Here is a 24858-nt window from a genome sequence, read left to right as displayed (position 1 = left end):
GAGCGCAACGCCCAAATATTATGGGAATCCATAAAGGAAGACCAGTATCCTTTCAGAGAGATACTGAAGGAATTTACGGGCGGTCAAGATTCGCTGACGATCAGCGACTATGAGGACGTAAGGAGGGCGATCGGTTCCTTCAGGTCGTTCGCTTACGCCAAATGCTCCATCATTGACGTGGAACATGCTCTGCCTATTCTTCTTCAAATGTACACGAACTTTTACTCCGTCTGGTCCTTAACACCCGCTTGGCTGGGACTTGCGATCAAGTACACCGCGGCCGTCCTGTGGGATCAGCTTGCTGAAGGCGGGTCGAAGGGTAAAAGCAGAGAGCCAGATGATATCAAGCAGGCGCTACTCAGCATACAGATTTTGAATACCTTTGAGTCCAGTCTGTATATGGAATGCTTTATTTGCGAACCGTTCAGCTTGGACGGTGAAGGTGTACACGGGTCGTCTGATTTTCACCGAGTATTGAATGATTTCTATCAATCGTTCCGGGAAGGCTATCTACAGCGGACATGGGGGCAATTCGTAAATGTGTTTATGTCGGATATTCCGGGTGCCTTGGAGGCGGTGGAGCGCGTTCTGAATGGTGAATCTCCCTCCAGAATCAAAAAATTTGAAAAAACAATTTTCGCCAAAATCAGCAGGTCGGAACCAATTGACTTCTGGCTGGGTGTCTGGGCGAGGATCAAAGTATTTATGCTGTCCCTTGGCTACAGGAAAGACGAGCTTCAGCATGGTATTAGCATTCTTCCCGACCGTATACCTATTCTGTCCTCTACCAAGATAGGCCAGGAAAAGCTTCAGAAGGCGATTCAAGATTTATTTTGGACAACCGAGTGGTATGAGCGTGCGAAGAATGAAGTCAACATGTATGATATGTTGATCAGCCGTCCAGTGATGAGGATCAAAAACGAAGAAAAATGTTACGTCACCTCCTTCTTTCTTATACTGGATTCCCTCGGTAATTTTATTGAGAGCTCGGTAATGGGCGATTCCAGAAGTCCCGTTAAGCTATCGGAGCGATTCCGAGAAAAATTCATTTCAGACGAGTTTGAACATCGTATCATTGAACGACTTAGGATGGCGGGCTATACGTGCGGGATGGTGGAAACTAATGGCATATGGTACACGGAGAACGGTGAAATGCCTTTGAAGGTAAAAGGGAAGAAACTATCAGGCCAGATAGATGTCCTCGCCTATAGTCCGGACAAGCAACTCCTGGTCATACTGGAATGCAAAGTTTACGAACTACCAAGTTCGCCCAATCAAATGCGGAATCTTCTGAACAAGTTCGGAAGCGGCGACCGAAAGAAGATTCACAAAAAACTAGACGCAAAGCTTGAATGGGTGCTTAAGAGCGATTTTTTTGCAGATAAGGAGCTTATTCTTTTCAGGGGGCTGATGCTCGATCGTAAGTTCCCAGGCATGTACCATGACGACTTTACCGTTATGGATCCCAAACTATTCGAGGAGGTTCTTCAGGAACTGGAAGAGGTGGAGCGAATTCCTGCCCGGAAGGACGCGATCGGTTAAGAATCTGGCTAAGTGAATCTTCCTTAAGTCAGGAAATTGCTGGACTCAACTAACGGGTACGATAGCTCCAAAAAACTCGATGCCAGCCAGTAGCAATAATCGGCTGGGGTTTCTCAACTAAACGGGCAGATTTGCTTAATAATTTTTCTCATTGTGTGGGAAACTATTCCTAAACAATGAGGTGAGAATATGAAAAGAAATATCGTTGTCATATCTTTGGCTATGGCGATGTTCCTTCTTTCACCAATGCAGACTAACGGTGAAAAGGCTTATCGCCCTCCGAAGACAGATTCAACCGAACTGAGAATGCAGGATATGCTAATGAATTTTTTAAATCCTTATATAAACGATGCTGTTCACGATTACTACCAACATCTTTTGCGGGAATCTCCACTGGTTTATTCATATTTTGTTGATGTGATTGAGTCCCACAGGGTGAATGGATTTCGCGGATTTATCTTATCATTAACGCTCGATGTAACGCCTGTAGTCGGACCACATATCCCTGTTGGTGAAGATAGATTGACGTTTGAAATATCTGCAGGACCCAAGGTTAGACTGGTGAAATACACTCACGTAAAAACACATGAACTCCCCCCGAATTGGCAGGACATTATTAAGTAGCAAGCTATGATGTGTTAAGCTAACGGGTACGATAGTTCAATAAGAAAACCGCGTCAGTCGACCAGAAAATAGGCTGTCGTTTTCATTAAGCTAGCGGCAGTTTGGCAGGATGACTATATATGGGCTGATTTGGAAACCTTATACCTAATAATTATTTAGGTGGGATACCATGAGAAAGATTCTTTATGCATTATTTACTGTGGTAATGTTTTCAGCCAGTTCGTTGGTTCAGGCTAATGAAAGTCCTTCCCACGCCTCGGAATATCACAAATTGGATAGCACCGAACTCAACGAAGTTAAGCATAAGTCGGCTTTCACATTACTTGTTCCTGAAAACATACCTAACGGTTGGACAGTAGAACTTAAGTGTCCTTATCCGTTGGACACCACCAAAGCAATACAGTACGTTAGACTTCACTACTTTGATAAAGATGAAAACTATATGTTTGGAATTGAACAACACAAAGCAATTGGGTACAAAAGCAAAAAAGAACAGACAAGCATTGATGTACGTAATAACACCAGTGAAACGAAAATTGTTGAAGAGGATTTCAAATTTGATACGAGTGGTGAAATTATTAAATATAATGAACTTGAAGCACGGTTTACTCCAGGGGCAGATACCACGCTAGGTGGGTTTTTACGATGGATACAAGATGGTACTTATATTGAGATAGACAGCCCCGAATTATCAAAAAGGAAAATGATTAAGATAGCCAAATCGATGAAATGACTTTTACCTAACGGGAAACGATAGTTCAGAAAAGCTAGAAGAAATATTGATAATGGAACCTCTGCGATCTTGTTTTTAGCCGCTGTTGAATTTAATGCAAAGCGCTGTATGTGCCTGCCGTTAATGACGGCAACAAAGCCGCCAATCGGCGGCTTTATTCATTCTGAATTACTTCGATTTTTTCTTGGCTGCGGATCTGCCTTGCTTCTTCGGATCATCCGAAGGCGGTGCCGCATGCTGTGAGCCGTTAGGTTTAATCACATCAGTCATTGTCCAGTGCTCCTTTCCTAAGAACTGTCATTAGTTATATGTAGATATCACTGCTTTATCCGAAAAGCTCCGCAAGTTAGCCACCCAACAGTCATTGCGGGAGACGATACTTTAACGGCTGCCATGGCGGCCGTTTTACGTTAAATGGCAGGATAGTTCAAAAAAGAGGAAAGCAACACGTAGTGTATTGCTTTCAGTGTTCTAAGATTCAGGTTTATATACGATTGGGATCCAAATTTCCGTTTCATACATGTTGTTTCCCCTATCGTAAACCATTTCAAAATGGGGACTATTTGCGGATTCATAGTTACTGCTTGGAAACCATTCCCCCCAAATACGCTTATGCAATTCAAGAAGACCACTCTGTCCGTCTGGGTTGATCCCTATTGAGAAAATTACGTAGGTTTGAGGTGAGATTTGAAGCTTTTCAAACCCCTCTTGCAAACCACTCTGAGGCAAAAAATAACCGATCATGTATGAATAACTCTTTCCAAAGTTGTATGAAATACCATGAATCTGATCATTTTCACCCAATTCCGCTGCAGTACGAATTCGATCGACGGTTCCGTCGGAAACACACTTATTCCAAAAAGCGGGTATTTCAATAAAACCATCGAAATTGACCACAGTAGATATGCCGAACATCTCAAAAGCTTTTTTTTCCTCGATTTTGTAATTCATCTCTACATCTCCCCGAATTGAAATGTGAAAGGATAACCGAGGATAGGCTTTCAGCGAAACGCCTTGGTCGCGCGCCGACGTGGGCATTACGCCATGCATTTTTTTGAACGCTCTGGAAAATGCTTCAGGCGATTCGTAACCATACTTTAAAGCGATGTCGATAATTTTCGTTCCCTTTTGCTGTAGCTCCAATGCGGCAAGTGTCAACCGCCTACGCCGAATGTACTCAGATAGCGGCACATTTGTAATGAACGAAAACATGCGCTGAAAATGATACGTTGAGCAAAATGCCTTTCGAGCTACTTGTTCAAAATCAATGATTTCCGTTAGGTGAGTTTCAACGTATTCCATAGCGCTGTTCATGCGGTCCAGCCAATCCATTCAGATCCTCCTTTCAAAATCCATTTTAGGGGATAAAGAAAATTGAAACCTTGCAATCCATGCACCGAAATATCATGTTCGAGATTATATTTATAAATCCTCTATTGTTGGTTACTCAACTGAGGTCTGCCAAGATGTTCAACTAACGGGGAACGATATTTGAACGGCTGCTGCAGAGCAGCCGTTATTACGTTAACGGGCAGGATAACGGAAGGCGAGCTGGGCGACTTCTTTGTGTGGTGGTTGTGAATGTATGGAAATTGTCTTATACTAATACATAGATAATCGATACATAGATAATCTATAGGTGAGGAGGAAGTCCGCCATGAAAATCAACAAGGAGCTCATGAAGGGTAGCACGGTCATTCTGATCCTGAAGCTGCTAGATAATAAGGATTTGTATGGCTATGAAATGACGAAGCTGATCGAGCAGAAATCGGAAGGTCTGTTCACTTTTAAGGAAGGGACGCTCTACCCGATTCTGCACACACTTGAGATGGAACGACTCGTCGTCGCTTATTGGCACGAGGAGGGCGGCCGCAAGCGCAAGTATTACCGGATCACGGACGATGGGCGCAGGCAGCTCGGCGAGAAAGAGCGGGAGTGGTCGCTGTTCAGCTCCACGGTATCGCGGATAATTGGGGAGGGAAGCGCATGAGCGGCGGCGGAATGGAACAGCATCCGGCGGTACAAGCGTTTCTCGCGCGGATATGCGCGCAAGTCAGGGCGAAGAACGTGCATGAGGACATTCGGCTGGAGATGCTCGATCACCTAGAGGCTATTGTCTGCGAGAAAATGGACGGAGGAATGGAGGAGCATGAGGCAATTGAAGCCGCCATTGGGCAGATGGGTGATCCGGATACGGTTGGCAGGCAGCTGGACGCCACGCATAAGCCAAAACCAGAATGGAGCGTCATTGCGCTCGTCGCCGGCATGCTGGGGATCGGGGCGGTAACGTTATTATCGCTGTATTATGCGATGGACGGGCAGCTTAACATCGAGCGTAAAATGTTGTTCGTGTTGGCGGGAATCGGCGTGATGGGCGGGCTGTATTTCGTCAATTACCGGAGGTTGCTGAATTACTCTAACTTCCTGTACATAGGGGCGCTGGCGATATTGGCCGCACCGCATTGGCAGGGAATGTCCGTGAATGGGGCTAAGCAGTGGATATCCGTGGGCGCATTCTCGTTCAATGTTTGCGCGATTGCGCCTTATCTGCTGATCGCTGCTGTGGCAGGCATGCTGCATCGGGATACGTTAAAGCGGCCTGTTGCGGGGAACGATATTGAGCGGCTTAAGAATCTGGTCAAGGACATTGCTGTCTACATGGTCCTACCGGTTGGATTCTTCATTGTAGCTCCGGCGCTTGGGAATCTTATGACGTATTTGATCGGCGTAACGGTTCTGTTGCTTATGAAGGGAAGATGGCGGTTATTTCTCGCGGCCTGCTGCTCCATGGGTGCTCTGGTGCTGATCATTCAGTCGTTTTATAATCAGGATTTGCTGACGAGATTGTGGGAACGGTATTCGGAGTTTCTCCATCGCAGCGAAAAGACTTCATACCATACGCTCCGCTCGATGGAAGCTATTCACGACGGAGGCCTGTGGGGACAAGGGTTTGGTATAGCCACCAAGCGGTTACCCCTAATTACAAGCGAAATGACATATTCTTACCTGGTGTACAGCCTTGGCTGGGTTTTCGGCATCGTCGTCGCTTTATTGTCTCTGCTGTTTCTGGTGCGCATCGCGATGATGGGCATGCGACTGCAAGATGGTTACGCCAAAGGACTTGTCATCGGATTAACAACGGTGCTGGGGCTTCAATATGCGTGGAGTCTGTTGATGTCCATTGGGATTATGCCAATTCTCGGAGGCATGCAGATGCCGATCATGAATTGGTCGAGCGTCACGCTTATCGAGCTAGGAGCGGTCGGGCTGATGCTTGGCGTCTACAGGCGTAAAGATATGCTGAGACGTATGGATACTCAGCCCGTACGAACCTGATCTACCGCTCATAACGAAGCATATACGACAAAACACCTCTGGTCTGTTCCAGACCGGTCTAACTATGGAGATAACAGCGAGTTGTGATTACGACGGGGAACGATAGCACAACGAAGAACAGGCTACCGATTAATCGGTGGCCTGTTGCGCTAACTGGCAGATTACGTCAATAATCTTCCGAAAAAAGTGTAAAAAATGCTTATCCGTAAGGGACAAAAACAGACCCTTCTTTTGAAAAATGCCAACTCTCTTGGGGTTAAGTAAAAGAGGAACCGTGTGCAATAACAGCTAGTCCTTTGCTTAACTCACTAATGTCAGTCGAGACATTGTTCAATACAATTACTGTCACACCGCTATCTAAAAATCTTAAAAGCATTGAGGAATAACCCGTAATCCCACCACTATGAAAAGCAAGTTTTCCGAAAGGAGTATCCTGTACAAACCACCCAAACCCATACTGTGAATGCTCTAAGAAAGGCTTGTACATTTTACTTTTTAAGTCCGAAGTTATTAATTTATCGGAATGTAAGGCTTCATCCCAAATATGGAGATCTGCTGCTGTGGAGAGAATATCTCCTGAGGCGAAAGCATTAGTTGTATTTAAATAGGGGGCTTGAATTAAGGATTTGGACAGATCAAGTTCATACCCACTTGACAGATTTTTAATTATTTTTAAGGGTGTTTCAACCTCCGATTCATACATTCCTAATGCGTCGAAGATGGTTTCCTTGAGAACACGATCGTATGGCTGGTCAGTTATTTTCTCAATAAGCATTCCAAGAATACAGTAATTGGAGTTTGAATAAGAAAACTCGGTACCAGGGATAGTGTTTAATTCTAACTTTGAAAACCGTTTGAATATTTCATCAGGACTTGAGTTGTTTTTTGACCATTCAATCATTAAAGGGCTATCAGTGTAGCTTTGAATGCCAGACGTATGGGATAACAAGTTGCTGATAGTTATTTTGTCTCCGCCTTGCTGTGTCGGAAAATATCTATTAATGCAGTCATCTAGTCCAATTAAACCTTTTTCAACTAATTGTAATACTGAAACGGCAGTGAAGGTTTTGGTAATCGAGCCGATTCTAAATTTTGAATTTGGGTAGTTAGGTACCCCTAATTCATAACTGGCTTTCCCGTAGCCCTTAGAAATTAATATCTCGTTTTGCTTTGATATCAACACAGTTCCTGATAGGGTGCTATTACTGTCGAAATTTTTTAAATATTCTTCAATTGTTTCGGTGATATTCGGCAAAATTGGTCCCCCTTTATTTTTCAAAGTAGTGGTTAATCATGTTCCTCAATGCTTCTGACTGAGATATTTTATGCTCTTTACAATAGGATTCAATTTTTTTCCAGATATCTTCTGTCAAAGTCAAAGAAGTTTTTTTTGTTAAACCCAAACGTTTTTTCCCTGATCCAGAACGTGCTCCTCCTTTATTTAATATGATGCTTAGTTGACCGTCATTTCGAGGAATACCTAGACGTGGTTCGTTATTTGACAATATGCCACTTCCTTCTATTTGATTTAGGTAACTTTATTCAATTGTTCGTAAGGTAATCGTAACACTATATGGTAAAATTATCAATGACGTTGAACTCAAATTGATTAACCTATCGGGGCACGATAGCAAACAACAAACAACCAGGCTGCTGACAATATCAGCAGCCTGTGCAGCTAACGGGCAGTTATGCGCAACTTCCAGGGAATGTAAATGTTTAAATAACGTAAGGAACGGCAATTAGAGCCGAAGAGAAACATGCACACCCAGGCAATAGAAGCTATCCGCTGCAGAAAAAGTTGATGAGGCAATCCAAAGACTTATTGAGCAACAAGGCAATTTAAACTTCAATAGCTTTTCCACAGAGTTGGGCGTCTCTAAAGCCTACCTTTATAACCATTCGGAGATTCGCGAACGAATAGAAACGCTGCGCAATCAGCAAGAAGGCATGTCCTCTGCTAAACAAACGTGGAATGACTGAAACAAGCAAGAGTGTTCTCATCGCTGCTAAAAACAAGCGGATATAAGAACTCCAAACTGAAAACAAACAACTGGAGGATGAGTTCGGGACATGAAGGAAGACCGGCTAAACCGAACGTTTCGCCGTTGTAACCGATGGAGGAGGCAGACATTTCATGGGAGGAACGAATGTATGGGATGCGGAGTGGGAGGTTAACGAAGAGCAGGCGCGGACGCTGATCGGCAGACAATTCCCTCAGCTGTCATCGAAGCAAGTGAAGCGATTGGGCTGGGGCTGGGACAATACGGTTTTTCTCATCGGTGACGAGTACGTGTTCCGGTTTCCAAGAAGAACGATTGCAGTTGGCTCGATTCGTATGGAAGGGAAGCTGCTGCCGATGCTGGAGGCATATATGACCATCCCCTATCCGAAACCGTTGTTTTATGGCGAAGCAAGTGACGAATACCCGGCACCATTTCTTGGCTATGCCTACGTGCCAGGAGATTTCCCCATCGGTTTGACGGAAGAACGCCGGGCTTTATCGGCAGAGACGCTGGCGAAATTTTTGCGGAGATTGCATGAGTTTCCGGTGCAGGCGGCGCTGAAGTGCGGAGTTCAGCAAGATCATCGAAGCTTGACGGACATAGCATCGCGCAAAGTGAAATTGGAGGGCTTTCTATCGAAGGTGGTTGAACACTTGTCGCCGGAGGAGTCCGGTGTGATCGAAGCGTATATTAGCAGGCTGCAAACGGACCGTGTCGAGGCGGTGAATGCACTGCTACATGGCGATCTTCATTTCAAAAATATGCTTGTGAATGAGAACGGGATCGTTTCCGGCATCATTGATTGGGGCGATCTGAGCGTAGGCCATCCGGCTTGCGATTTGAGCGTTGCTTACAGCTTTTTACCACCTTACGTTCGCAGCGTGTTTTTCGAAACTTACGGAGGAGTGGACGAGGAAACGAAGCTGCTGGCGCGGCTGATCGCGGTATACATACCCGTACTGATCTTGATGCAAGCGGTCGATGACGGGAATGAAGCGATTGCGGCAGAGGCGAAATCCAACATCATGCGGGCACTGTCGGATTAGGCTCATTATTTCGTTGCAGCTATGGGGCTATGGCTATCGGCACCATTTTGTCGTTTAAAGGCCGCGATAAGGTACGATTCGCCTTCACTGATGCCGCTTTATGTTGAGGAACACGAAATTCAACAGAGTAAGTCGTTGCGCTAACGGGAAACGATAGTTAAATAAAGGAAATCAACAAGGCTGCCACGATATTGTATGGCAGCCTTGTTACGCTAAATGGCAGAATGGTTTAATAAATATTTATTTTTATTCTAAATAATAGTACTTATCCTTTACTCGAAAATATCCAAAGAATTCCGCAACAAAAAGCGATGAAATTGGATATCTATATACGACGGCCGTTAGGAGGGGATAGGTTGGAGGAAAAGATGCTGATTCAACAATTAAAACAAAAAAACCAAATAGCTTTGGAGAAGATTATTTCTTATTATTCTGCCTATGTACATACGGTTGTGAGAAATGTACTTGGTACGTATATGAAAGCCGAGGATATTGAGGAGGTCGTATCAGATGCATTTGTCCTGCTTTGGAATCACGCAGAACAGATTCGTGAAGATAGCACGACATTGAAATCATATCTTGCTTCAATTGCAAGAAATCAAGCGTTAAAAAAACTGAGAAACCATAATCCACTGATTTGTACTCTTGATGATGATATTTTGATATTAGATGAGTCCATCGATCCGATTGAAAGGTCAGAGCAAAAGCATATGCTCGAATCGGCATTGTCATTAATGAATGAGTTAGATCGGGAAATCTTCATTCGATATTATTATTTCATGGAGAAAACAAATCATATAGCAGAACAACTGAAAATGAACGAATCAACTGTCAGAAGTAGACTTTCGCGTGGACGCAGCAACTTGAAACAGATCTTAATAAAAGGAGGCCTGTCAACGTGAAAATAAGAATCTCAGAAATGTTTGACGATGCTTCTATGAATACGGATAGCATTGAAATAAAAATGAATTCTGACATCGACAAAGAAAAGGTTCGGCAAATGGTCCTAAATAAAATCAACAGTCAGATAATCGGACTTAGAAAGCCTCCAGTAAGAACAAAAAAAATTACTCGAAGAATCGCATTAATTTTTGCAGTTATTATCCTGATGTCTATATTCGCCTTCGGAGCGAATGCGGCAACTGGAGGTAAGCTCTTTGGTGCAATAACATTAAATGAAGAAAACAGGCATCTTGCTCGGCAAACTAATTATGCATATATGGAGGAAGCTCCTAGCGGAACGAAGACGGAGGCTTATGAAAAACGTCTTTTAATCAGTAATATTATTCATGAAAACCAGTTACAATCGATCAACGCCGATTCTGTAACGAATATTGCAGTTGAGAAAGATGATGAATTATTTTCAATACCTGAGATTCTTACAGATAACGGTGACCTTGTGATTTTTACGAAAATGGATCAAAGTGGATGGCATTTGGACAAAGGCGAAAAGCTGTCCATTCGGTTCAATCTTGATTTGACTACCAACCAATACTCGGATCCCAAAGGTGAAAATATGGAGATCGGCTTTATAAGGAACGGTGAGTTAATCCAAGCCTATTTTGAAAAGGATAAAGAGTTCTCCTACACAATCACGGCAGATGAAGCAGGAGAATATTATTTCTACACAGAGAATTACTCGGCTGGCAAGATTGTTATCGAAAAGGGAATGATTGAATGAACAGGTTGATTAATTAACATTAACAGGTCTGATTCCACCACATTCACAACTATTTGTTACCAATAACAACTACAAGCTGAATTTGAGTATCTCTTCTTGTAATTTCTTTATACAAAGGAGACTACACCTTGATGCATCGCTGATAGGCATTCCGATTACATTTGGCATCACAGACTTGTTATCATTTGGTGACCGATAAATTATCCAGCAAATCAAGAGAGCCTACTTTCTTGTCGAACTCTGCAATACAAGGTTGATGAAATCTTGCGAATGAGTGAGTTTACTCCAAGCAAGATTGGTAAAATTGGGTCAAAAGCCCATGAAGGGGAATAAAAATGATCGATAATATTTGGTCTGGTTCAAAAGTCAGATTACGCCCTGTGATACCATTGGATTGGAAAGAATTCCATGAGAATGACCAAGATTCGGAATGCGCAAGACTTTGCGATTCTATATATTTTCCGAGATCTGAAGAAGGAACAAAAGCTTGGGCGGAAAGCACATCATCTAAGGCATCCGAAGGTGATAATGTATTTCTTGCAATTGAAACACTCGATGGAGCTCTTGTTGGCAGTATAACGGCAAACAGTTGTGATACACGTAATGGCACCTTTAAATACGGTGTAGCTATCTTTCGTAAACATTGGCGAAAAGGATATGCTTCTGAGGCTATAAGGATATTGCTTCATTATTACTTTGAAGAATTACGATACCGTAAGGTTAACGCTTATGTCTATGCCTACAATGATGGATCACGTGCTTTGCAGGAGAATCTTGGATTCGTCCAAGAAGGGATTCTCAGAGAAATGATTTTTACTAAGGGCAAGCATTACGACGAGTACGTGTATGGACAAACAAAAGATGAGTTTGAGAAACTCAATAGACTTTTTAACTAACAGGCAAATCAAAGTGGGGTGTGATACGCTATGTTAAGGTGGGTGACAAAGCATGGAAATTCAACTAATGCCTGTTGAGCTGAATCACAAACAAATTTTGTATAATCTTTACCAATTCTATCTATATGATTTTAGTCGAATATCGGAAGAAGATTTGGGCTTTGATGGACGTTTCGAAATCAAGTTGGAGCATTATTGGGAAGATCCACGGTGGAATCCCTTTTTTATTAATTATGAGGGGCGGATTATTGGTTTTTTAATAATACTTTTCGAAAATTATGATACAGATCCTGATCCAACTCATGTTATTTATGATTTTCTAATCCTCAGTAAGTATCGAAGAAAAGGATTCGGAAAGTTGGCGGCATTTCAAGCATTTAATTTATACCAAGCGAAATGGAAAGTTGTTCAAATGAAAACGAATGAACAAGCAATTCATTTCTGGCGAGATGTAGTAAACCAGTATACCGCTGGTCAGTATTCTGAAGTGTTTCGGGAAAATTTAAACAAGTATGTACAATCGTTTACAAATAGGATTATCAGTGCCAACTGCGCCAACGGGACACGATAGTTAAATAATGGAAAGCAACAAGGCTGCCACGATATTGTATGGCAGCCTTGTTACGCTAAAGAGCAGAATAATTCAATGAACACTCCCATAACGAACGGGGCAAAACAGCTTGACTCTTCCGGGACGGAAGACTTTATACTGCAGTTATATTTTCAAAGAAGGGGGGATACGGGCAGAGTGGAGGGCTTGATCAGCATCGGACAGCTATCTTCGGAAGTGGGCATTTCCATTCGCACCATCAGGTATTACGAGGAAGTCGGCATTTTTAAGCCCGCAAAAACTGCGGACTCTAACTACCGATATTATGGGCCGGCTGAGATCGAGAAACTTGGGATCATTATCTTCTTAAGAAAGATTGGTTTTTCACTTCAAGACATCAAGATCGTTTTGTCCGAGAATCGGAGAATGCCTGTTCTTCACATAATCGGTGAGTTGCAGAAGAAAATGGATCATGAGATCACGCAAATGCTCGAGAAGATTGAGGTTCTTCGGGCATTAGCGAAAACGATTAGAGGCAGCACAGAGGTTAACCCTTTAGAAGTGATGAGTGATACGATCCATAACAAAAAGGAGCAAATCCATATGGAGCTGAAGGACAATTTCCCGGTAAAAGTCATCGGCATAGGCAGCGCAAGTACTACTGCAATAAACAAGCTGAATGTAAACGGCGCGAAAATGGATATTATCCACGTTGATCAAAGTATGAACAATTTAATGCAATCCGATGCCTACTGCAAAATACTGCTTTCCGACTCGCCGGCTGAAGAAGAATGGACTCAGATTTTGAATGCGATAAAAGGCAGTGATATTTTGTTCCTGCTGGCGAGCCTAGATGGTGGGTATGTCTCGTCTATGGCACCACTTATTGCACGAGAAGCACGGAAACTTGGTATTCTTACTGTCAGTCTAATCACTGAAGAAGCTGACGGGAACGTCGAAACGGGTCTTACGAAATTGAGAGAGAATGTGGATTTGCTGCTTGATTTACCACTCGAAATAGCCGATGATTCTATGAACAATGCCGTTAATTGTTTGTTGTCCCTCGTCAGAGCAACATTTACGATGGATCTAGAAGACTTTAAATTTCTGATTCGGGAAAAAAGGGCTGCCCAATTCGGCATTAGTAGAGCCACAGGAGAGAAACGGGCAGTAGATGCTGTAGAACGATTGTTGCACAATCCTCAGTTAGTTAACGATATCAGCACAGCCGATAGCATTATCCTAAATATAACAGGTTCCAAAGACTTACATTTCGACGAAGTCAAATTGATCGTAGAAACGATACAGTTAAAAATCAAACCGGAAGCGAACATGGTATTTGGAACTGTAATTGATGAAGAGGCGCAAGAGAGCTTGGTACTTGCTATTGTTGCAGCCGGAACGGTTCACAGAAAACAAAAGATCATACACACGTTATGGACTACCACTGGCAATAAACTTTACGTCTAACGAGTGAAGGATAAGTGAAACTTAAGGGTGTCTATTCAACTAACGGGCAGGATAACGCGGCTAAATGTTGAATTTCCTGGAAGTAGTAAAAAAAACCAGGGGTGAGATATGAACCATCTTGAAGGTAAGGTTGCAGGAAAAACCATGAACGACTCATTGGTGGGTATTGAATGGCATGAAACAACCCCGATTTTAAACAACCTTACTTCAGGGGCTGAACTGACGTTTAGCCCGCTTTTGTCGGGGTTTGAGGCGGATGTGGTTAAGATCACGCAAGGGGAAGAGCATTTTGTACTGAAGGTGTGGAACAAAAGCTCGGAACCCGACGTCCTGCGCCAATATCGCCTTTTGGAAGTTCTTCGTCGTCAAGGAATCAGCGTATCCGAGTCGATCGGCTATGGGCGGACCGAAACTGGGGACAGTGTGATGCTAACCCGCTTTCATGGTACTGCAGTAACGAAGGTGAACCCGAGTATTTTTAAGAAAATTGCTACTGTTTTTGCCGACATTCACCGGCTGTCTCCGGATGGATTGGAGGGTAGGGTGCTAGCTAGGTATGATTTTATTGGGTACTTTTTCCCGGGTATCGAGGCGTTTCCGGAGATGAAAGAGGAACTGATCCGGCTCGTCGCTTCCGCGGATATGAAAATGGACCGGATTATTCACGGCGATTTCAATTTAGGCAATATTCTAGAAGAGAATGGACAATACACAGTGATCGACTGGACGAACGGGCAATTAGGAGATCCTAGATACGATCTGTCATGGGCTTGTCTGCTTCTGCGTATCTATTTGAGCGAGAGCAAAAGCCTTACGTTTTTGTACAAATATCAAGAGGAAATGCCCATGACAACGGCAGAGTTGGAGATCTTTGAAGCGCTTGCCTGTCTGAGGTGGCTGTTGCTTGACCGAATTTCTGGAGTACCTAAACACGTGGATACGATGAAGAAGGTAAGAAAAATCGTCAGGGATAATCGATTTTTAAATGAGCGTATGCTTGTGTAAGGGCAGTTCCCACTCGATTGAAGTTGATGTTGATAGATTTAAATCATTCCGCTAACGGGCAGTTTTCTTGAATTACATCGTATTTTGAAACCATTTACAAGAAAGTATGAATGCATTAGTATTTTTATAGTGGTAAATTAAACCATATTTTAGGGGGAGTGAGCTTCGTCATGTTTAATTGTGAACTCATTAAGAGAGATACCAGTCATTTTGCTGGATTTAGCTTCTCAGGTCCTTTCCCTCAATCATTTCCTTCAGAAGCGGTGAAAGTTCAGCAACAACTTGGAAGCAGAAAGTCCGAATTTACTCCAAACATAAACACAGACGTTGTTTTTAGTCCGTATTTTGTATGTGACAATCTGGCTACATATTTTGCTTGTTATGAGGTGCCCGAAGGTAATGCGATTCCAGAAGGCATGATGAGCTTTAAACTTCCTAGTCATACATATGCAAAGGTGACTTGTACCAATAAAACAATCCGTGATGGGTATGGTCATGTATTTGATTGGATTCAAAAGCAGGGGGTTAAACAGCTAAGCGGAGCTTGTTCTATTGAAATTTTTTATATAGAACAAGCAGACGAAGAGAGAGTCGAGCTATTAATACCTGTGGAATAATCAAGAACGATAGCTGAATAAAGACACCTTGGCAGCCGGCCATGATGATCGGCTGCCTTTTCCACGCTAACTGACAGTTTTAGTCATTACAGAAAAAGGAAATTTTCATACTATGAAGAATATAGAACAAAGTATTATTTTTTTACAAATTTCAGAATCCACACCATAGGAATCATTCTAGTGAACCACACAATAACACAGAAGACAAGGAGATGCACTAATGCAACTAGTCGTGCATATCGATGAACCGTGGCAAAAAGAGTCTGTAGAAGAGATTGCGCGCCGCTTCGAAGCAACGAACCCTGGGGTAAAAATAATCGTTAAAGTTGTTCCTAACGGCGAGATCCGTACAACCCTTTATAATGGGGAATCCGATGCCGATCTCGTCCAGTTGTTTAACGGAGACATTGTCGATTGCAGCAAGAATGGACTATTGCTTGATCTGCAGGTATGGCTGGGCCAGAACCACGAATTGAAAAATTTGTTTCACCCTTCGATCTTCCGCCTGGTTGAGACTGACGGACGAGTTGCCGTGCTTCCGCTAAGCGCAAGCATGAAAGGTATTTTTTATAACAAGCAATGGTTTGACAAGGCCGGTATTCCTTACCCAGTAGAAGGTTGGACCTGGAATGATTTTAAGGAGATAGGAGTTCGGCTGCAACGTGCGAATGTTCAAGAAGGAGAAGAACGGTTTGCGGCCCGAATCTCGTTTCATCACGAGTATATTGGCCTACTACTGCTCACCGCCGGGACAGATTGGTTGTCCCCCGATAGAAATAGAGCTTCCGGGTATACAAACAGTGTGCAAGCTGTGCAAGCTGTGAAATGGGCAGTTGATCTTGTTCGCAAATATCAAGTTGCACGAGCGACCCAAGAGTATTTCAAGAACAGCGATTTGCTTCGCAACGAAGTGGGGATGATTCTTGATTACTATAATATGCTGCATGAATTTCAACCTCAATTGAAGGAAGATCTCGGTGTCGCGGGATTGCCGCAATTTATCAATAGGGTGAACGAGCCGTGGGTTTGTGGGTTCGGCATTTCGTCCAAAACCGTTAACCCTGAACTAGCTTGGTCTCTCCTTTGTGAGTTGACTTGTACCAGCAATGAGTTGACCCGGCTTGTGACTGAAGGGTCAATCGCACCTCTTCGCTCCGTATATTCGGAGGTAGGGCATAACAGTAACCCTTTGCGTAATGCCATACTGGCTGAGCTCGCGAGTAGTGCACAACTTCCGATCTCAGCAGGAAACACCGCCCTGTATCATATGTTGGACCATTATGTGAATCCTGCTCTGGCTCGAATTGTGTTCGAAGGTGCTGACGTTAAGGAGACACTGGACGATTTAGCCATCGTGCTGGACGGCAAACTTCAAGACTACTCATCGGAACCTGTGTTAAACTAACGGGAAACTGATACGTATATTGTTTTTTGAAGATAAGGAGGGGACGATCGGAACATGAATGTGGAAGTGTATACGTTAAATGCGTTTGCGAAAGGTGAGCGTGGCGGTAATCCAGCAGGCGTTGTCTTGGAGGATGGCCTTTCGCTGGATGCTGCTGAAATGCAGCTCATAGCGAAGGAATTGGGCTATTCGGAGACGGCCTTTATGGAGAAATCCATGCTAGCGAATTACAAAATCCGCTATTTCACCCCCGCCAGCGAAGTTGATCTGTGCGGGCACGCCACGATTGCTGCATTTGGACTAATGCATTCTCTGGGCTTGGCTAAAGCAGGAACCTCCTATACGATAGAAACCAAGGCAGGAATTTTGGATGTGGATATTAGCTCCGAGGGTCTAGTTTATTTATCACAGGCTATACCACAATTTCTTGAAAGGATATCCTGTGAGGAAATCGCCCCATCATTGGGGATGGATCCCGAGGCTCTGGAAACCGGGTTGCCCATCCAGATTGTTTCGACGGGTCTGCGGGACATCTTGATCCCGATCCGCAGCAGGAAGCTCTTGGATGAGGTTCAGCCAAATTTTGACGCCATAACCGCCATCAGCGAAAAATATGATGTGGTTGGATATCATCTGTTCACGTTGGATACTCCAGACGGTGCTGCTGCGGAATGCCGGAATTTTGCGCCGCTGTACGATATTCCCGAGGAGAGTGCGACAGGAACATCCAACGGTGCCCTTCTCAGCTATTTGTACCAACATGGCCAACGATCTTTGTGGGAAGTGGAGCATGTCATGTTCAGGCAAGGGTATTCGATGGATTGTCCTTCTGAAATCAAGGCAGGATTGCGCCTGAGCGAGAGCGGTGAAATCAACCAAGTTCGGGTTGGCGGTGCAGTGGCTGGCATTGAACGAAGACATATCATCATATAAGCGGAATCAAAAAGCCTGTTTGCAGCCAACATAAATCAAAAACGATTGGGACTCGATCCATGCTATTGCATTACGGCAAGAGTCACTCACTCTCTTCCCCACCAAACAAGTCCCGGGATGAGCTTAACAGTTTTTTGGCTTCATGACGGTCGGCCACTTGGAGTTTGTTTAGAATATTCGAGACATGATTGGCGACAGTTTTCGCGCTCAGTTGAAGGCGAGAGGCAATTTGAGAGTTCGTACATCCGTCGGAAATAAGCTCCAGTATTTCGCTTTCGCGGCCGGTTAGCTCGGAGAGAGCGGGGGTGGCGGGTTGTGATTGTTGCGGAATCATAAAATAATGCATCATGCGCGCCGCGATGTCAGAACTAAACACGGCTCCGCCTCTTTCGACCATGCGAATGGACTGCAGCAGCTCCATTTCTCCCGCGTCCTTTAGGACATAACCTCTTGCCCCCATTTGCATAGCGGTAAATACGGATTTGTCATTCTTCAGCATCGTTACAATTAGAATTTTCATATCGGGTAGCTTTTCCCTGATGATTCTAGTAGCTTCAATTCCGTTGATGCCGGGCATCCGAATATCCATAACGATGACATCCGGATGCAGGGATACAGCCATCTCAACGGCTTCTTCTCCTGTAGCCGCCTCCCCGATAACCTGCAAATCCTCCGTCGTGTGTATTAAATTTCTTACGCCGCTGCGAAATAACGGATGGTCGTCCGCTAATAGGATTCTCATGCCTGTTCCTCCCCCTGTGAGAATGGAAGTAGTGCTTTTACTCGTGTTCCGCCTGATTCCAATCGTTCAAATTCGCATTGACCGCCTAGCTCCCTTGCACGCTCGCGGATGGATGTTAAACCGATTCCGCCATTGCCTGACGACTTAATATAGACGGGAATGCCAATCCCATTATCTACGACTTCTATTTGCAATTCATTTTCCGAATTCATTTGCAAATATACGTCGCAATTTGTAGCTTTCGCATGTTTGATGATGTTTACGAGCGACTCGGTTACGATGCGATACGCTGCCACTTCCACGGCTGCCGGCAAATCGGGAAGCTCTTGAGGAATATGTAATTTTACGCTCAAAGGTGTGATATGCAGGGAAGCGGATACTTGTTCCGATGTTTTAACGGCATCTTCAATACGTGCTTTAATGGAGCCTATCAAACCAAATTCATCAAGTGTCGGCGGACGCAAATCGTGAACCATGGTTCGAATATCGTCGACCGTAGACCGGATTGTCGCCCTTAATTCTCCAAGCAGTCCTACGGCTTTATTTGGATTCTTCTCGATATATTGCTCGGCCGCTGCCACATTAAAGGCTAAAGACATCAAACGGGGTGCGAGATCATCATGAAGATTCCTGCGAATTTGTCGCCTTTCCTCTTCCCTGGCATAGATGAGACGTGAGCGCGAATCCTGGAGGTCTTTGGCTAGATGCTTCATATCGCGGGCCATGTTCACGCTATGGACAATCTGCCCTGCTTGCCGCAAAAGGACATCCAGCAACTTGCGATCTTCCGATGTAAAGACTTCTCCGGGAGAACGGCTGGATATAAGCAGCTTGCCAAGCTCCACTCCGCCGTGAATGATCGGGATGCTCTGCATGTCGTAAGCCGTTTTCCCCGCTACGGCTATCAGTTTCTCTTCTCCGTCGATCCTGATCGATATGCCGACGTAGGGGAGCCGAAGGGCATCCTGAATGGTTTTGACCATAATATCGAGCAATGTGTCGTGATCAATCGGTTTGACCAGGTGATCCCCTAGTTCGGAAAGCACGGCAAACGGGTCGTCGTGTTTTCCCTTCATGATCCTGCTTACTATGCGCTGCAGTCGTACTTTAAGAGGCATGAATAAAAAAGCAACGATAGATGTCGCCATCAGCGAAATGAGAAAGTTCTCTTTGGTCTGAAACACACGAATTAAGTAGAGGACGGAGAAAGAGTAAATCAGGACGATAGAAAGATATAAGGCTCCGTACACAATCGTTCGGTTGACAAGCGGATCAATATCCCATAACCGGTGTCGTAGGATGGCAAATGTCAGTGTTAATGGGATGAGGGCAACAAAGATATGGAGTGCCGCATTCAAATAAATATAAGATGTTGGATTTTCGTTAAAAACCGGATAGACGAAAAAACCGCTTACTCCGATAAATCCAAGAAAAGAAATCGAAATGCCATACACGACCCATTTCGTCTGTTGCCGCTCTTCTGATGAGGATACTTTCATATAGCGGTAAAACTGAGAATAGATCATCGTACCGATAGCAGATAAATAGTAGATAATTCTCGCAATGCCCGACCAATTTTCCAAATCGAGCACGGTATCGGGGAATGCGAAGCTAACGATTTGCACAATGGAAAAGGGGATAAAAACAAAATAAGTTCGGGAAGGTGAAAACCGACCGGTCGGAAACAATAGGAATAGCAGGAAAAGGGAGATCCAGCCAACCGCTCTGACAGCATCATACCATCGTACCCATAATGAAATTCCTTCAGAAGCTATGTCGACTAATGAGGGGAAGGTTGTTCCGTAAGCCACAAGGGCAAGTGCGGCGATGGACCCCATAACCCTTCTCTTACATTTCCATATAATAACCGCTGATGCGATATAAAAAAGAAGAGGGAGCACACAATCGATAATGACGAAGGCAAGGGCGTAAGTATCGGGCGTGTAGTGATAGCGGTTTAAAGCTTCTATTGTTGTCGGTGGAGCGGGAGCCAGGGGACCGCATGATTGCAATACGCATTTGGTGCGTAGGTTTTCGTAGTATTTGGGAATAGCGCTGATGAAGAAAAGAAGGGTTACGATACTGAAGGTGATGGAAAAGGCCTGCAAAAGCCATACAGGGCGTATCTTATTCGGTATCGACATCTTGCCGCCTTCCCTTCTGCCTAGAGGAACCAATAAGAAAATTATAGATGACCCCATAATAAATGTATACGTGATACAGCACCCAGTGAGTCATTTCCCGAAATTACCTACGGAAACTTCCCGATGCACCTAGGGGGAGCTACTCTCCAAAACAGGAATGCAGATTTGTTATGTTTATTTCAGGAAATCGAAATCAGATGGAGGATGAACGGAATGACATTGGAGAGAGTAGTCAAGTGGCTTGGGTTTCTTTGCTTAGCGGCGGGAATCGTCAGAATGGGGATGACGCCGTCGTCGCTGATTTGGGGAGACGATAGTACTCCGGAAGTTATTTGCGGATTTACTGCCTGCATTATGATGGCCATCAGCTCCATCGCGCTTTATATGGCGCAGTCCCGCGAAACCGGGGTACTCGGATTTGTTGCAGCCTTACTCCTTATGACCGGGAACTTGTTGGTAGCATCTAATTTCTATGGTTTGTTCGCATACGGCTTTTACGCCAAAGAAGGAGCATTCGCAAGTGTTATGGGAGGAGTTTCGGGAATGGGAATGCTGCTGGGGACCATTATCCTTGCGATTCTAACCTTCCGCGCAAAAGTGTTTCCCCGTTGGACGGTTATCCTTATGGTCATTATGCTGGTTTCATTCGGACTTCCATGGCTCGATAAGTGGTTTGCCTTCTTCTGGGGGCTATCTTATGCAGGGATGGGCTTTCTAATTTGGACAGGGAAAACCAATAATAAACCGGCTGTTATAACGACTACCCATGCGGTATGAAAATAAGGGAGGACAAAAAATGAGGTCTAAATTAAATAAATTGCAATCGGTATTCATCAGTTCAGTGCTGGCTGCAGTGTTCGCATTTACCGGCAGCGCGTCTGCTTTCGGCGAGACAACGCCTACTGGCGCTGAAATCAAGGAGTTCAGTCTGTTGGATACGGCTTCCGACATCGTCGGCGCAGCTGACTTCAAGCCGGAGGGCAATAAGGATGGCCACTTCAAGCTATTGCTGAGCTTAGCGCAGAAAACGGTCATTAATGCGATTGTGCTTCGCTCTACTGATGATTACGGCAAGGATAATTTTCAGGGAGTGTGGAGAACAAACCGCGCCACCACGGGTTGGTTGCTCGGCATTGTCCAGGATAAAACGGTAACAACATCAAGCGGCACCACCCATGAAAGTGTGATCATTAACCCGGGTTTCCGAAAAGATGTAAAGGAGCCTGTCGGCGAGTTCAATGGGGAGCTTACATTCGACTTGTATGCCAGCAACAACGGTACGATTAAGGAATCGCAATTTTATGTGTTGGAAATCGAGACCCCGCAAGGTACGATTGTTTCCCAACCGATTAAATATAACAAGCCGATGAAATCCGAAGGGGCTACAACCTCGCCTGCACCAGTTCCGACACAGCCTGCACCGACTCCGAGTCCTGCTCCGACTCCGAGTCCTGCTCCGACTCCGAGTCCTGCTCCGACTCCGAGTCCTGCTCCGACTCCAAGTCCTGCACCGACACCGAGCCCTGCCCCGTCCTCTGCGGATGGGTCGAAAGATATGGCGATCCATGTGCTTTTCAAAGGAACAGAGCTTCAATTCGACGATGCACAGCCTATCTTGAAAGACGGTCGCACGCTGGTCCCATTCCGCAAACTGTTTGAAACGCTAGGTTTTACGGTGAAATGGGTAGAAGAGGGGGCAGTCAAGAAGGCGGTCGGAACGAAGGATGGCCTTTCCATCGAATTGACGATCAATAATAAGAATGCCATCGTAAACGGAAAAGTGGTCGCTCTGGACGTACCTGCTCAAATCATTGATGGTCGTACGATGGTACCGTTGCGCTTCGTGTCGGAGAATAGCGGGCTCAAAGTTTCCTTTTCCAGCAGCGCAAATGTTTTGACGATTCGGATCGAGGACGCCGCCCCTGGCACGAATCCGGGTCCAACACCGACTCCGACACCAACCCCGACACCAACCCCGACACCGACACCAGCTCCCGTACCGTCCGCAGGGAAAGTCGAAGCCTACGTCGTTAAAGGGTACTTACTGAATGCTCAGGGTAAGCCCATACCGGGAGTCACGATCAATGCAGATAACCAACTGCTCTATGACAGCAACATGCAAAGCGTTACCGACGAGAAGGGATTCTATCGGATTGAATTAGCTCACATTCCCGCAACCTGGGTAATGTCCACGACTTTCACCCGTGAGTACAACGGCAAGGAGCAAAGATTCTATCTAAGGTCTGATGTCGATCAACCGTTCGCCGGGAGTTCAGGAGCCATTCGCAATTTTACTTTGAAGAATGTCGTAGGGCATATTGAAATCAATCCCGATTTTTGGTCATTCGATGATAATTTGCCGGAATTCAAAATGAGCGACCTGGAAGTTACGCTCACGCCAGTTGGCGCTTTATTTGACGGTAGCGCAGGCCAAACGATAACGGTACGTGCGGATGCACTCCCGACAGGAGGTCATGGAGTGGATAAAATACCGCTCGGCCGGTACAAGATCGCTGCGAGATGGATGCCGGAAGGGCACGATCCTATGCCTATGTTGTTAAGCATCACAGGCACCAGTAAATTTGCCCAGTCCCTCGAATTTGATTTCTACAATCCACTAGGGTCGCCTTCCATATTTGTGAACAAATTTGAAGCCAAGCTCAGCAGCTCGGCTGGAAATTAGCCTATGTACAAGTGCAGCCTCTCCAGATAGGAGAGGCTGTCATTTTTTACCGCCTTAACCCTCTTGCTTCTTCGCCGCTCTCCCCGGTAACGAGGAGGAGATTAACACCTTCGCCATCGCGATCGCGAATATCGCGACGAAGATGAGGTGCATGCCGTCCGCGAACTGCAATTGGGTGCCTTCGCCGACGACGACCCGGTTCAGCAGCATCCCGAATACGGCGAAGGCGACCGTCTGGCCGAGCGTGCCCATGAACGAATTAGTCGACGTCGCGACGCCGAGTTTGTCGTCTCCCGCGGCGTTCTGAATCGATACGATCGCCGGAGTGCTGATGCAGCCCATGGCGAAACCGACGATGGACACGATGCCGATGACGTGCCAATAAGGGCTTCCGGTATCGAGCGTAAGCAGCCACAGCGTGCCCGCCGCAAGCAATACCGTTCCCGTTACCATAAACGGCTTCGCCCCGTACTTGAACATGAAACGTCCAGACAAATTCGCCGCGATCGGCCATGTCATCGACATCGGCATGAGCATCAGTCCCGATTTCGTCGCGCTGAGGCCCATGACCGCCTGTACCCACATCGGGATGTACAAGGAGATGCCGGCCACGACGCAGAAACCGAAAAATCCGAGCGCGTAAGTGACCGTCAGCGTTCTGTCGCGGAACAGGTCAAGCGGGAGCATCGGCTCCTTCGCTCTGCTCTCGATAATTAGGAACACCGCCAGGAATACGGCCGCCGCCGCGAACAGCGACAGGATGACCGCGGAATCCCAAGCGTAATTCTTCCCGCCGGTCAGCAGCGCGAGCAACAGACTGGATACGCCGATCGTGAACGTCGCCGCACCCGCGTAATCGATGCTCTTGTGCACCTTCGAGAACCGCTCGTGAAGGAAACCGAACACGAGAACGAACGATACGACGCTGACCGGCACGTTCATGAAGAAAATCCAGCGCCACGAAATCGTATCGACGAAATACCCGCCGACGAACGGCCCGATGAGGCCAGCGATCGACCACATCGACGAGAGAACGCCTTGCACTTTGCCTCGCTGTTCGCCAGTGTACATGTCTCCGATAATCGTGAACGTCACCGGCGTTAGCGCGCCCGCCCCTATGCCTTGGACCGCGCGGAACCAGATGAGCTCCGTCATCGAATGCGCGGCGCCGCAAAGGACGGAGCCTGCCAAGAACAGTACCAGCCCGATCGAGAAGATCGTTTTCCTGCCGAACAAATCCGCCAGCTTGCCGAATATCGGCGTCGTAACGCAAGTCGTCAAGGTGTAAATCGAGAAAATCCAACTGATCATCGAGAAGTTGTTCAAATCCTCGGCGATCCTTTTCGTCGCGGTGTTCACGACCGTGCCGTCCAGCGCCCCGATGAACAGAGCGGCGAGCAGCCCGGCCGTTACGAGAGTCCGATTCGTTTTTATGTTCGACATAA

The 24858-nt window shown here is 45.5% G+C and carries 24 protein-coding genes; 18 read left to right on the top strand and 6 right to left on the bottom strand.

The genetic code is table 11. The features are described from left to right. The first annotated feature begins 177 nt into the window (after positions 1 to 177). The 3 genes from ACFPOF_RS27900 (at position 178) to ACFPOF_RS27890 (ending at position 2899) form a co-directional block, all read left to right on the top strand. On the top strand, positions 178 to 1542 hold the full coding sequence (locus tag ACFPOF_RS27900; RefSeq protein WP_378138671.1) for a hypothetical protein: 1365 nt from the start codon (positions 178 to 180) through the stop codon (positions 1540 to 1542). A gap of 189 nt (positions 1543 to 1731) precedes the next feature. Continuing rightward, the gene (locus ACFPOF_RS27895; RefSeq protein ID WP_378138670.1) at positions 1732 to 2166 is read left to right on the top strand and encodes a DUF3888 domain-containing protein; all 435 of its coding nucleotides are present in this window, start codon (positions 1732 to 1734) and stop codon (positions 2164 to 2166) included. Positions 2167 to 2335: 169 nt separating this feature from the next. After that, positions 2336 to 2899: a DUF4367 domain-containing protein gene (locus ACFPOF_RS27890; protein ID WP_378138669.1), complete on the top strand. Its 564-nt coding sequence runs from the start codon at positions 2336 to 2338 to the stop codon at positions 2897 to 2899. A gap of 471 nt (positions 2900 to 3370) precedes the next feature. Here the strand turns inward: ACFPOF_RS27890 and ACFPOF_RS27885 are convergent, their stop codons facing one another. Further along, positions 3371 to 4231 carry an AraC family transcriptional regulator gene (locus ACFPOF_RS27885; RefSeq protein ID WP_378138668.1) on the bottom strand — a complete coding sequence of 287 codons (861 nt, stop codon included), beginning with the start codon at positions 4229 to 4231 and terminating at the stop codon, positions 3371 to 3373. Positions 4232 to 4556: 325 nt separating this feature from the next. Between ACFPOF_RS27885 and ACFPOF_RS27880 the strand changes: the two genes are divergently transcribed. Both ACFPOF_RS27880 and ACFPOF_RS27875 read left to right on the top strand, forming a co-directional pair. Next, the gene (locus ACFPOF_RS27880) at positions 4557 to 4889 is read left to right on the top strand and encodes a PadR family transcriptional regulator (protein ID WP_378138667.1); all 333 of its coding nucleotides are present in this window, start codon (positions 4557 to 4559) and stop codon (positions 4887 to 4889) included. Beyond that, positions 4886 to 6235, top strand: coding sequence for an FtsW/RodA/SpoVE family cell cycle protein (locus ACFPOF_RS27875; protein WP_378138666.1), 1350 nt, complete (start codon positions 4886 to 4888; stop codon positions 6233 to 6235). The genes ACFPOF_RS27880 and ACFPOF_RS27875 overlap by 4 nt, the downstream gene beginning before the upstream one ends. 256 nt (positions 6236 to 6491) lie before the next feature. On the opposite strand, the gene ACFPOF_RS27870 is transcribed toward ACFPOF_RS27875, so the two are convergent. Beyond that, complete coding sequence (locus tag ACFPOF_RS27870) at positions 6492 to 7490, bottom strand: serine hydrolase domain-containing protein (protein ID WP_378138665.1); 999 nt, start codon at positions 7488 to 7490, stop codon at positions 6492 to 6494. Positions 7491 to 7503: 13 nt separating this feature from the next. Further along, the gene (locus ACFPOF_RS27865) at positions 7504 to 7740 is read right to left on the bottom strand and encodes a ribbon-helix-helix domain-containing protein (RefSeq protein ID WP_378138664.1); all 237 of its coding nucleotides are present in this window, start codon (positions 7738 to 7740) and stop codon (positions 7504 to 7506) included. A 307-nt stretch (positions 7741 to 8047) separates the two neighbouring features. Between ACFPOF_RS27865 and ACFPOF_RS27860 the strand changes: the two genes are divergently transcribed. The 11 genes from ACFPOF_RS27860 (at position 8048) to ACFPOF_RS27810 (ending at position 17844) form a co-directional block, all read left to right on the top strand. Continuing rightward, positions 8048 to 8218: a DUF6262 family protein gene (locus ACFPOF_RS27860; protein WP_378138822.1), complete on the top strand. Its 171-nt coding sequence runs from the start codon at positions 8048 to 8050 to the stop codon at positions 8216 to 8218. Positions 8219 to 8372: 154 nt separating this feature from the next. Then, positions 8373 to 9287 carry a phosphotransferase gene (locus ACFPOF_RS27855; protein WP_378138663.1) on the top strand — a complete coding sequence of 305 codons (915 nt, stop codon included), beginning with the start codon at positions 8373 to 8375 and terminating at the stop codon, positions 9285 to 9287. A 356-nt stretch (positions 9288 to 9643) separates the two neighbouring features. Next, on the top strand, positions 9644 to 10189 hold the full coding sequence (locus ACFPOF_RS27850; protein WP_378138662.1) for a sigma-70 family RNA polymerase sigma factor: 546 nt from the start codon (positions 9644 to 9646) through the stop codon (positions 10187 to 10189). Further along, a complete protein-coding gene (locus ACFPOF_RS27845) occupies positions 10186 to 10968 on the top strand; it encodes a hypothetical protein (RefSeq protein WP_378138661.1) in 783 nt (260 codons plus the stop codon). Before ACFPOF_RS27850 ends, ACFPOF_RS27845 begins: the two co-directional genes overlap by 4 nt. Positions 10969 to 11303: 335 nt before the next feature. Next, on the top strand, positions 11304 to 11864 hold the full coding sequence (locus tag ACFPOF_RS27840; RefSeq protein ID WP_378138660.1) for a GNAT family N-acetyltransferase: 561 nt from the start codon (positions 11304 to 11306) through the stop codon (positions 11862 to 11864). A 52-nt stretch (positions 11865 to 11916) separates the two neighbouring features. Further along, positions 11917 to 12435, top strand: coding sequence for a GNAT family N-acetyltransferase (locus ACFPOF_RS27835; RefSeq protein WP_378138659.1), 519 nt, complete (start codon positions 11917 to 11919; stop codon positions 12433 to 12435). Between the two features lie 177 nt (positions 12436 to 12612). Beyond that, positions 12613 to 13884 carry a MerR family transcriptional regulator gene (locus tag ACFPOF_RS27830; protein WP_378138658.1) on the top strand — a complete coding sequence of 424 codons (1272 nt, stop codon included), beginning with the start codon at positions 12613 to 12615 and terminating at the stop codon, positions 13882 to 13884. 108 nt (positions 13885 to 13992) lie between these two features. Next, complete coding sequence (locus ACFPOF_RS27825) at positions 13993 to 14889, top strand: phosphotransferase family protein (RefSeq protein ID WP_378138657.1); 897 nt, start codon at positions 13993 to 13995, stop codon at positions 14887 to 14889. 170 nt (positions 14890 to 15059) lie between these two features. Continuing rightward, positions 15060 to 15506, top strand: a complete 447-nt coding sequence (locus tag ACFPOF_RS27820; RefSeq protein WP_378138656.1) for an effector binding domain-containing protein — start codon at positions 15060 to 15062, stop codon at positions 15504 to 15506. 220 nt (positions 15507 to 15726) lie between these two features. Beyond that, positions 15727 to 16911, top strand: coding sequence for an ABC transporter substrate-binding protein (locus ACFPOF_RS27815; protein ID WP_378138655.1), 1185 nt, complete (start codon positions 15727 to 15729; stop codon positions 16909 to 16911). 54 nt (positions 16912 to 16965) lie between these two features. Continuing rightward, a complete protein-coding gene (locus tag ACFPOF_RS27810; protein WP_378138654.1) occupies positions 16966 to 17844 on the top strand; it encodes a PhzF family phenazine biosynthesis protein in 879 nt (292 codons plus the stop codon). Between the two features lie 82 nt (positions 17845 to 17926). Here the strand turns inward: ACFPOF_RS27810 and ACFPOF_RS27805 are convergent, their stop codons facing one another. Beyond that, positions 17927 to 18586, bottom strand: coding sequence for a response regulator (locus ACFPOF_RS27805; RefSeq protein WP_378138653.1), 660 nt, complete (start codon positions 18584 to 18586; stop codon positions 17927 to 17929). Beyond that, positions 18583 to 20730: a sensor histidine kinase gene (locus tag ACFPOF_RS27800; protein WP_378138652.1), complete on the bottom strand. Its 2148-nt coding sequence runs from the start codon at positions 20728 to 20730 to the stop codon at positions 18583 to 18585. The genes ACFPOF_RS27805 and ACFPOF_RS27800 overlap by 4 nt, the downstream gene beginning before the upstream one ends. 213 nt (positions 20731 to 20943) lie before the next feature. Here ACFPOF_RS27800 and ACFPOF_RS27795 point away from each other — a divergent pair, with 213 nt between their 5' ends. Continuing rightward, positions 20944 to 21507 (top strand): hypothetical protein, encoded by a 564-nt coding sequence (locus ACFPOF_RS27795; protein WP_378138651.1) that lies wholly within the window; start codon positions 20944 to 20946, stop codon positions 21505 to 21507. A 19-nt stretch (positions 21508 to 21526) separates the two neighbouring features. After that, positions 21527 to 23413 carry a copper amine oxidase N-terminal domain-containing protein gene (locus ACFPOF_RS27790; RefSeq protein ID WP_378138650.1) on the top strand — a complete coding sequence of 629 codons (1887 nt, stop codon included), beginning with the start codon at positions 21527 to 21529 and terminating at the stop codon, positions 23411 to 23413. 54 nt (positions 23414 to 23467) lie between these two features. Here ACFPOF_RS27790 and ACFPOF_RS27785 read toward each other — a convergent pair whose 3' ends face one another. Then, a complete protein-coding gene (locus ACFPOF_RS27785; protein ID WP_378138649.1) occupies positions 23468 to 24856 on the bottom strand; it encodes an MDR family MFS transporter in 1389 nt (462 codons plus the stop codon). Between the last annotated feature and the right edge of the window lie 2 nt (positions 24857 to 24858).

This window comes from Cohnella soli, from assembly GCF_042655525.1.
GTDB classification, from domain to species: domain Bacteria; phylum Bacillota; class Bacilli; order Paenibacillales; family Paenibacillaceae; genus Cohnella; species Cohnella soli.
Note: the sequence above shows the minus strand (reverse complement) of the source record. Positions and strands in the feature narration are given on the sequence as shown.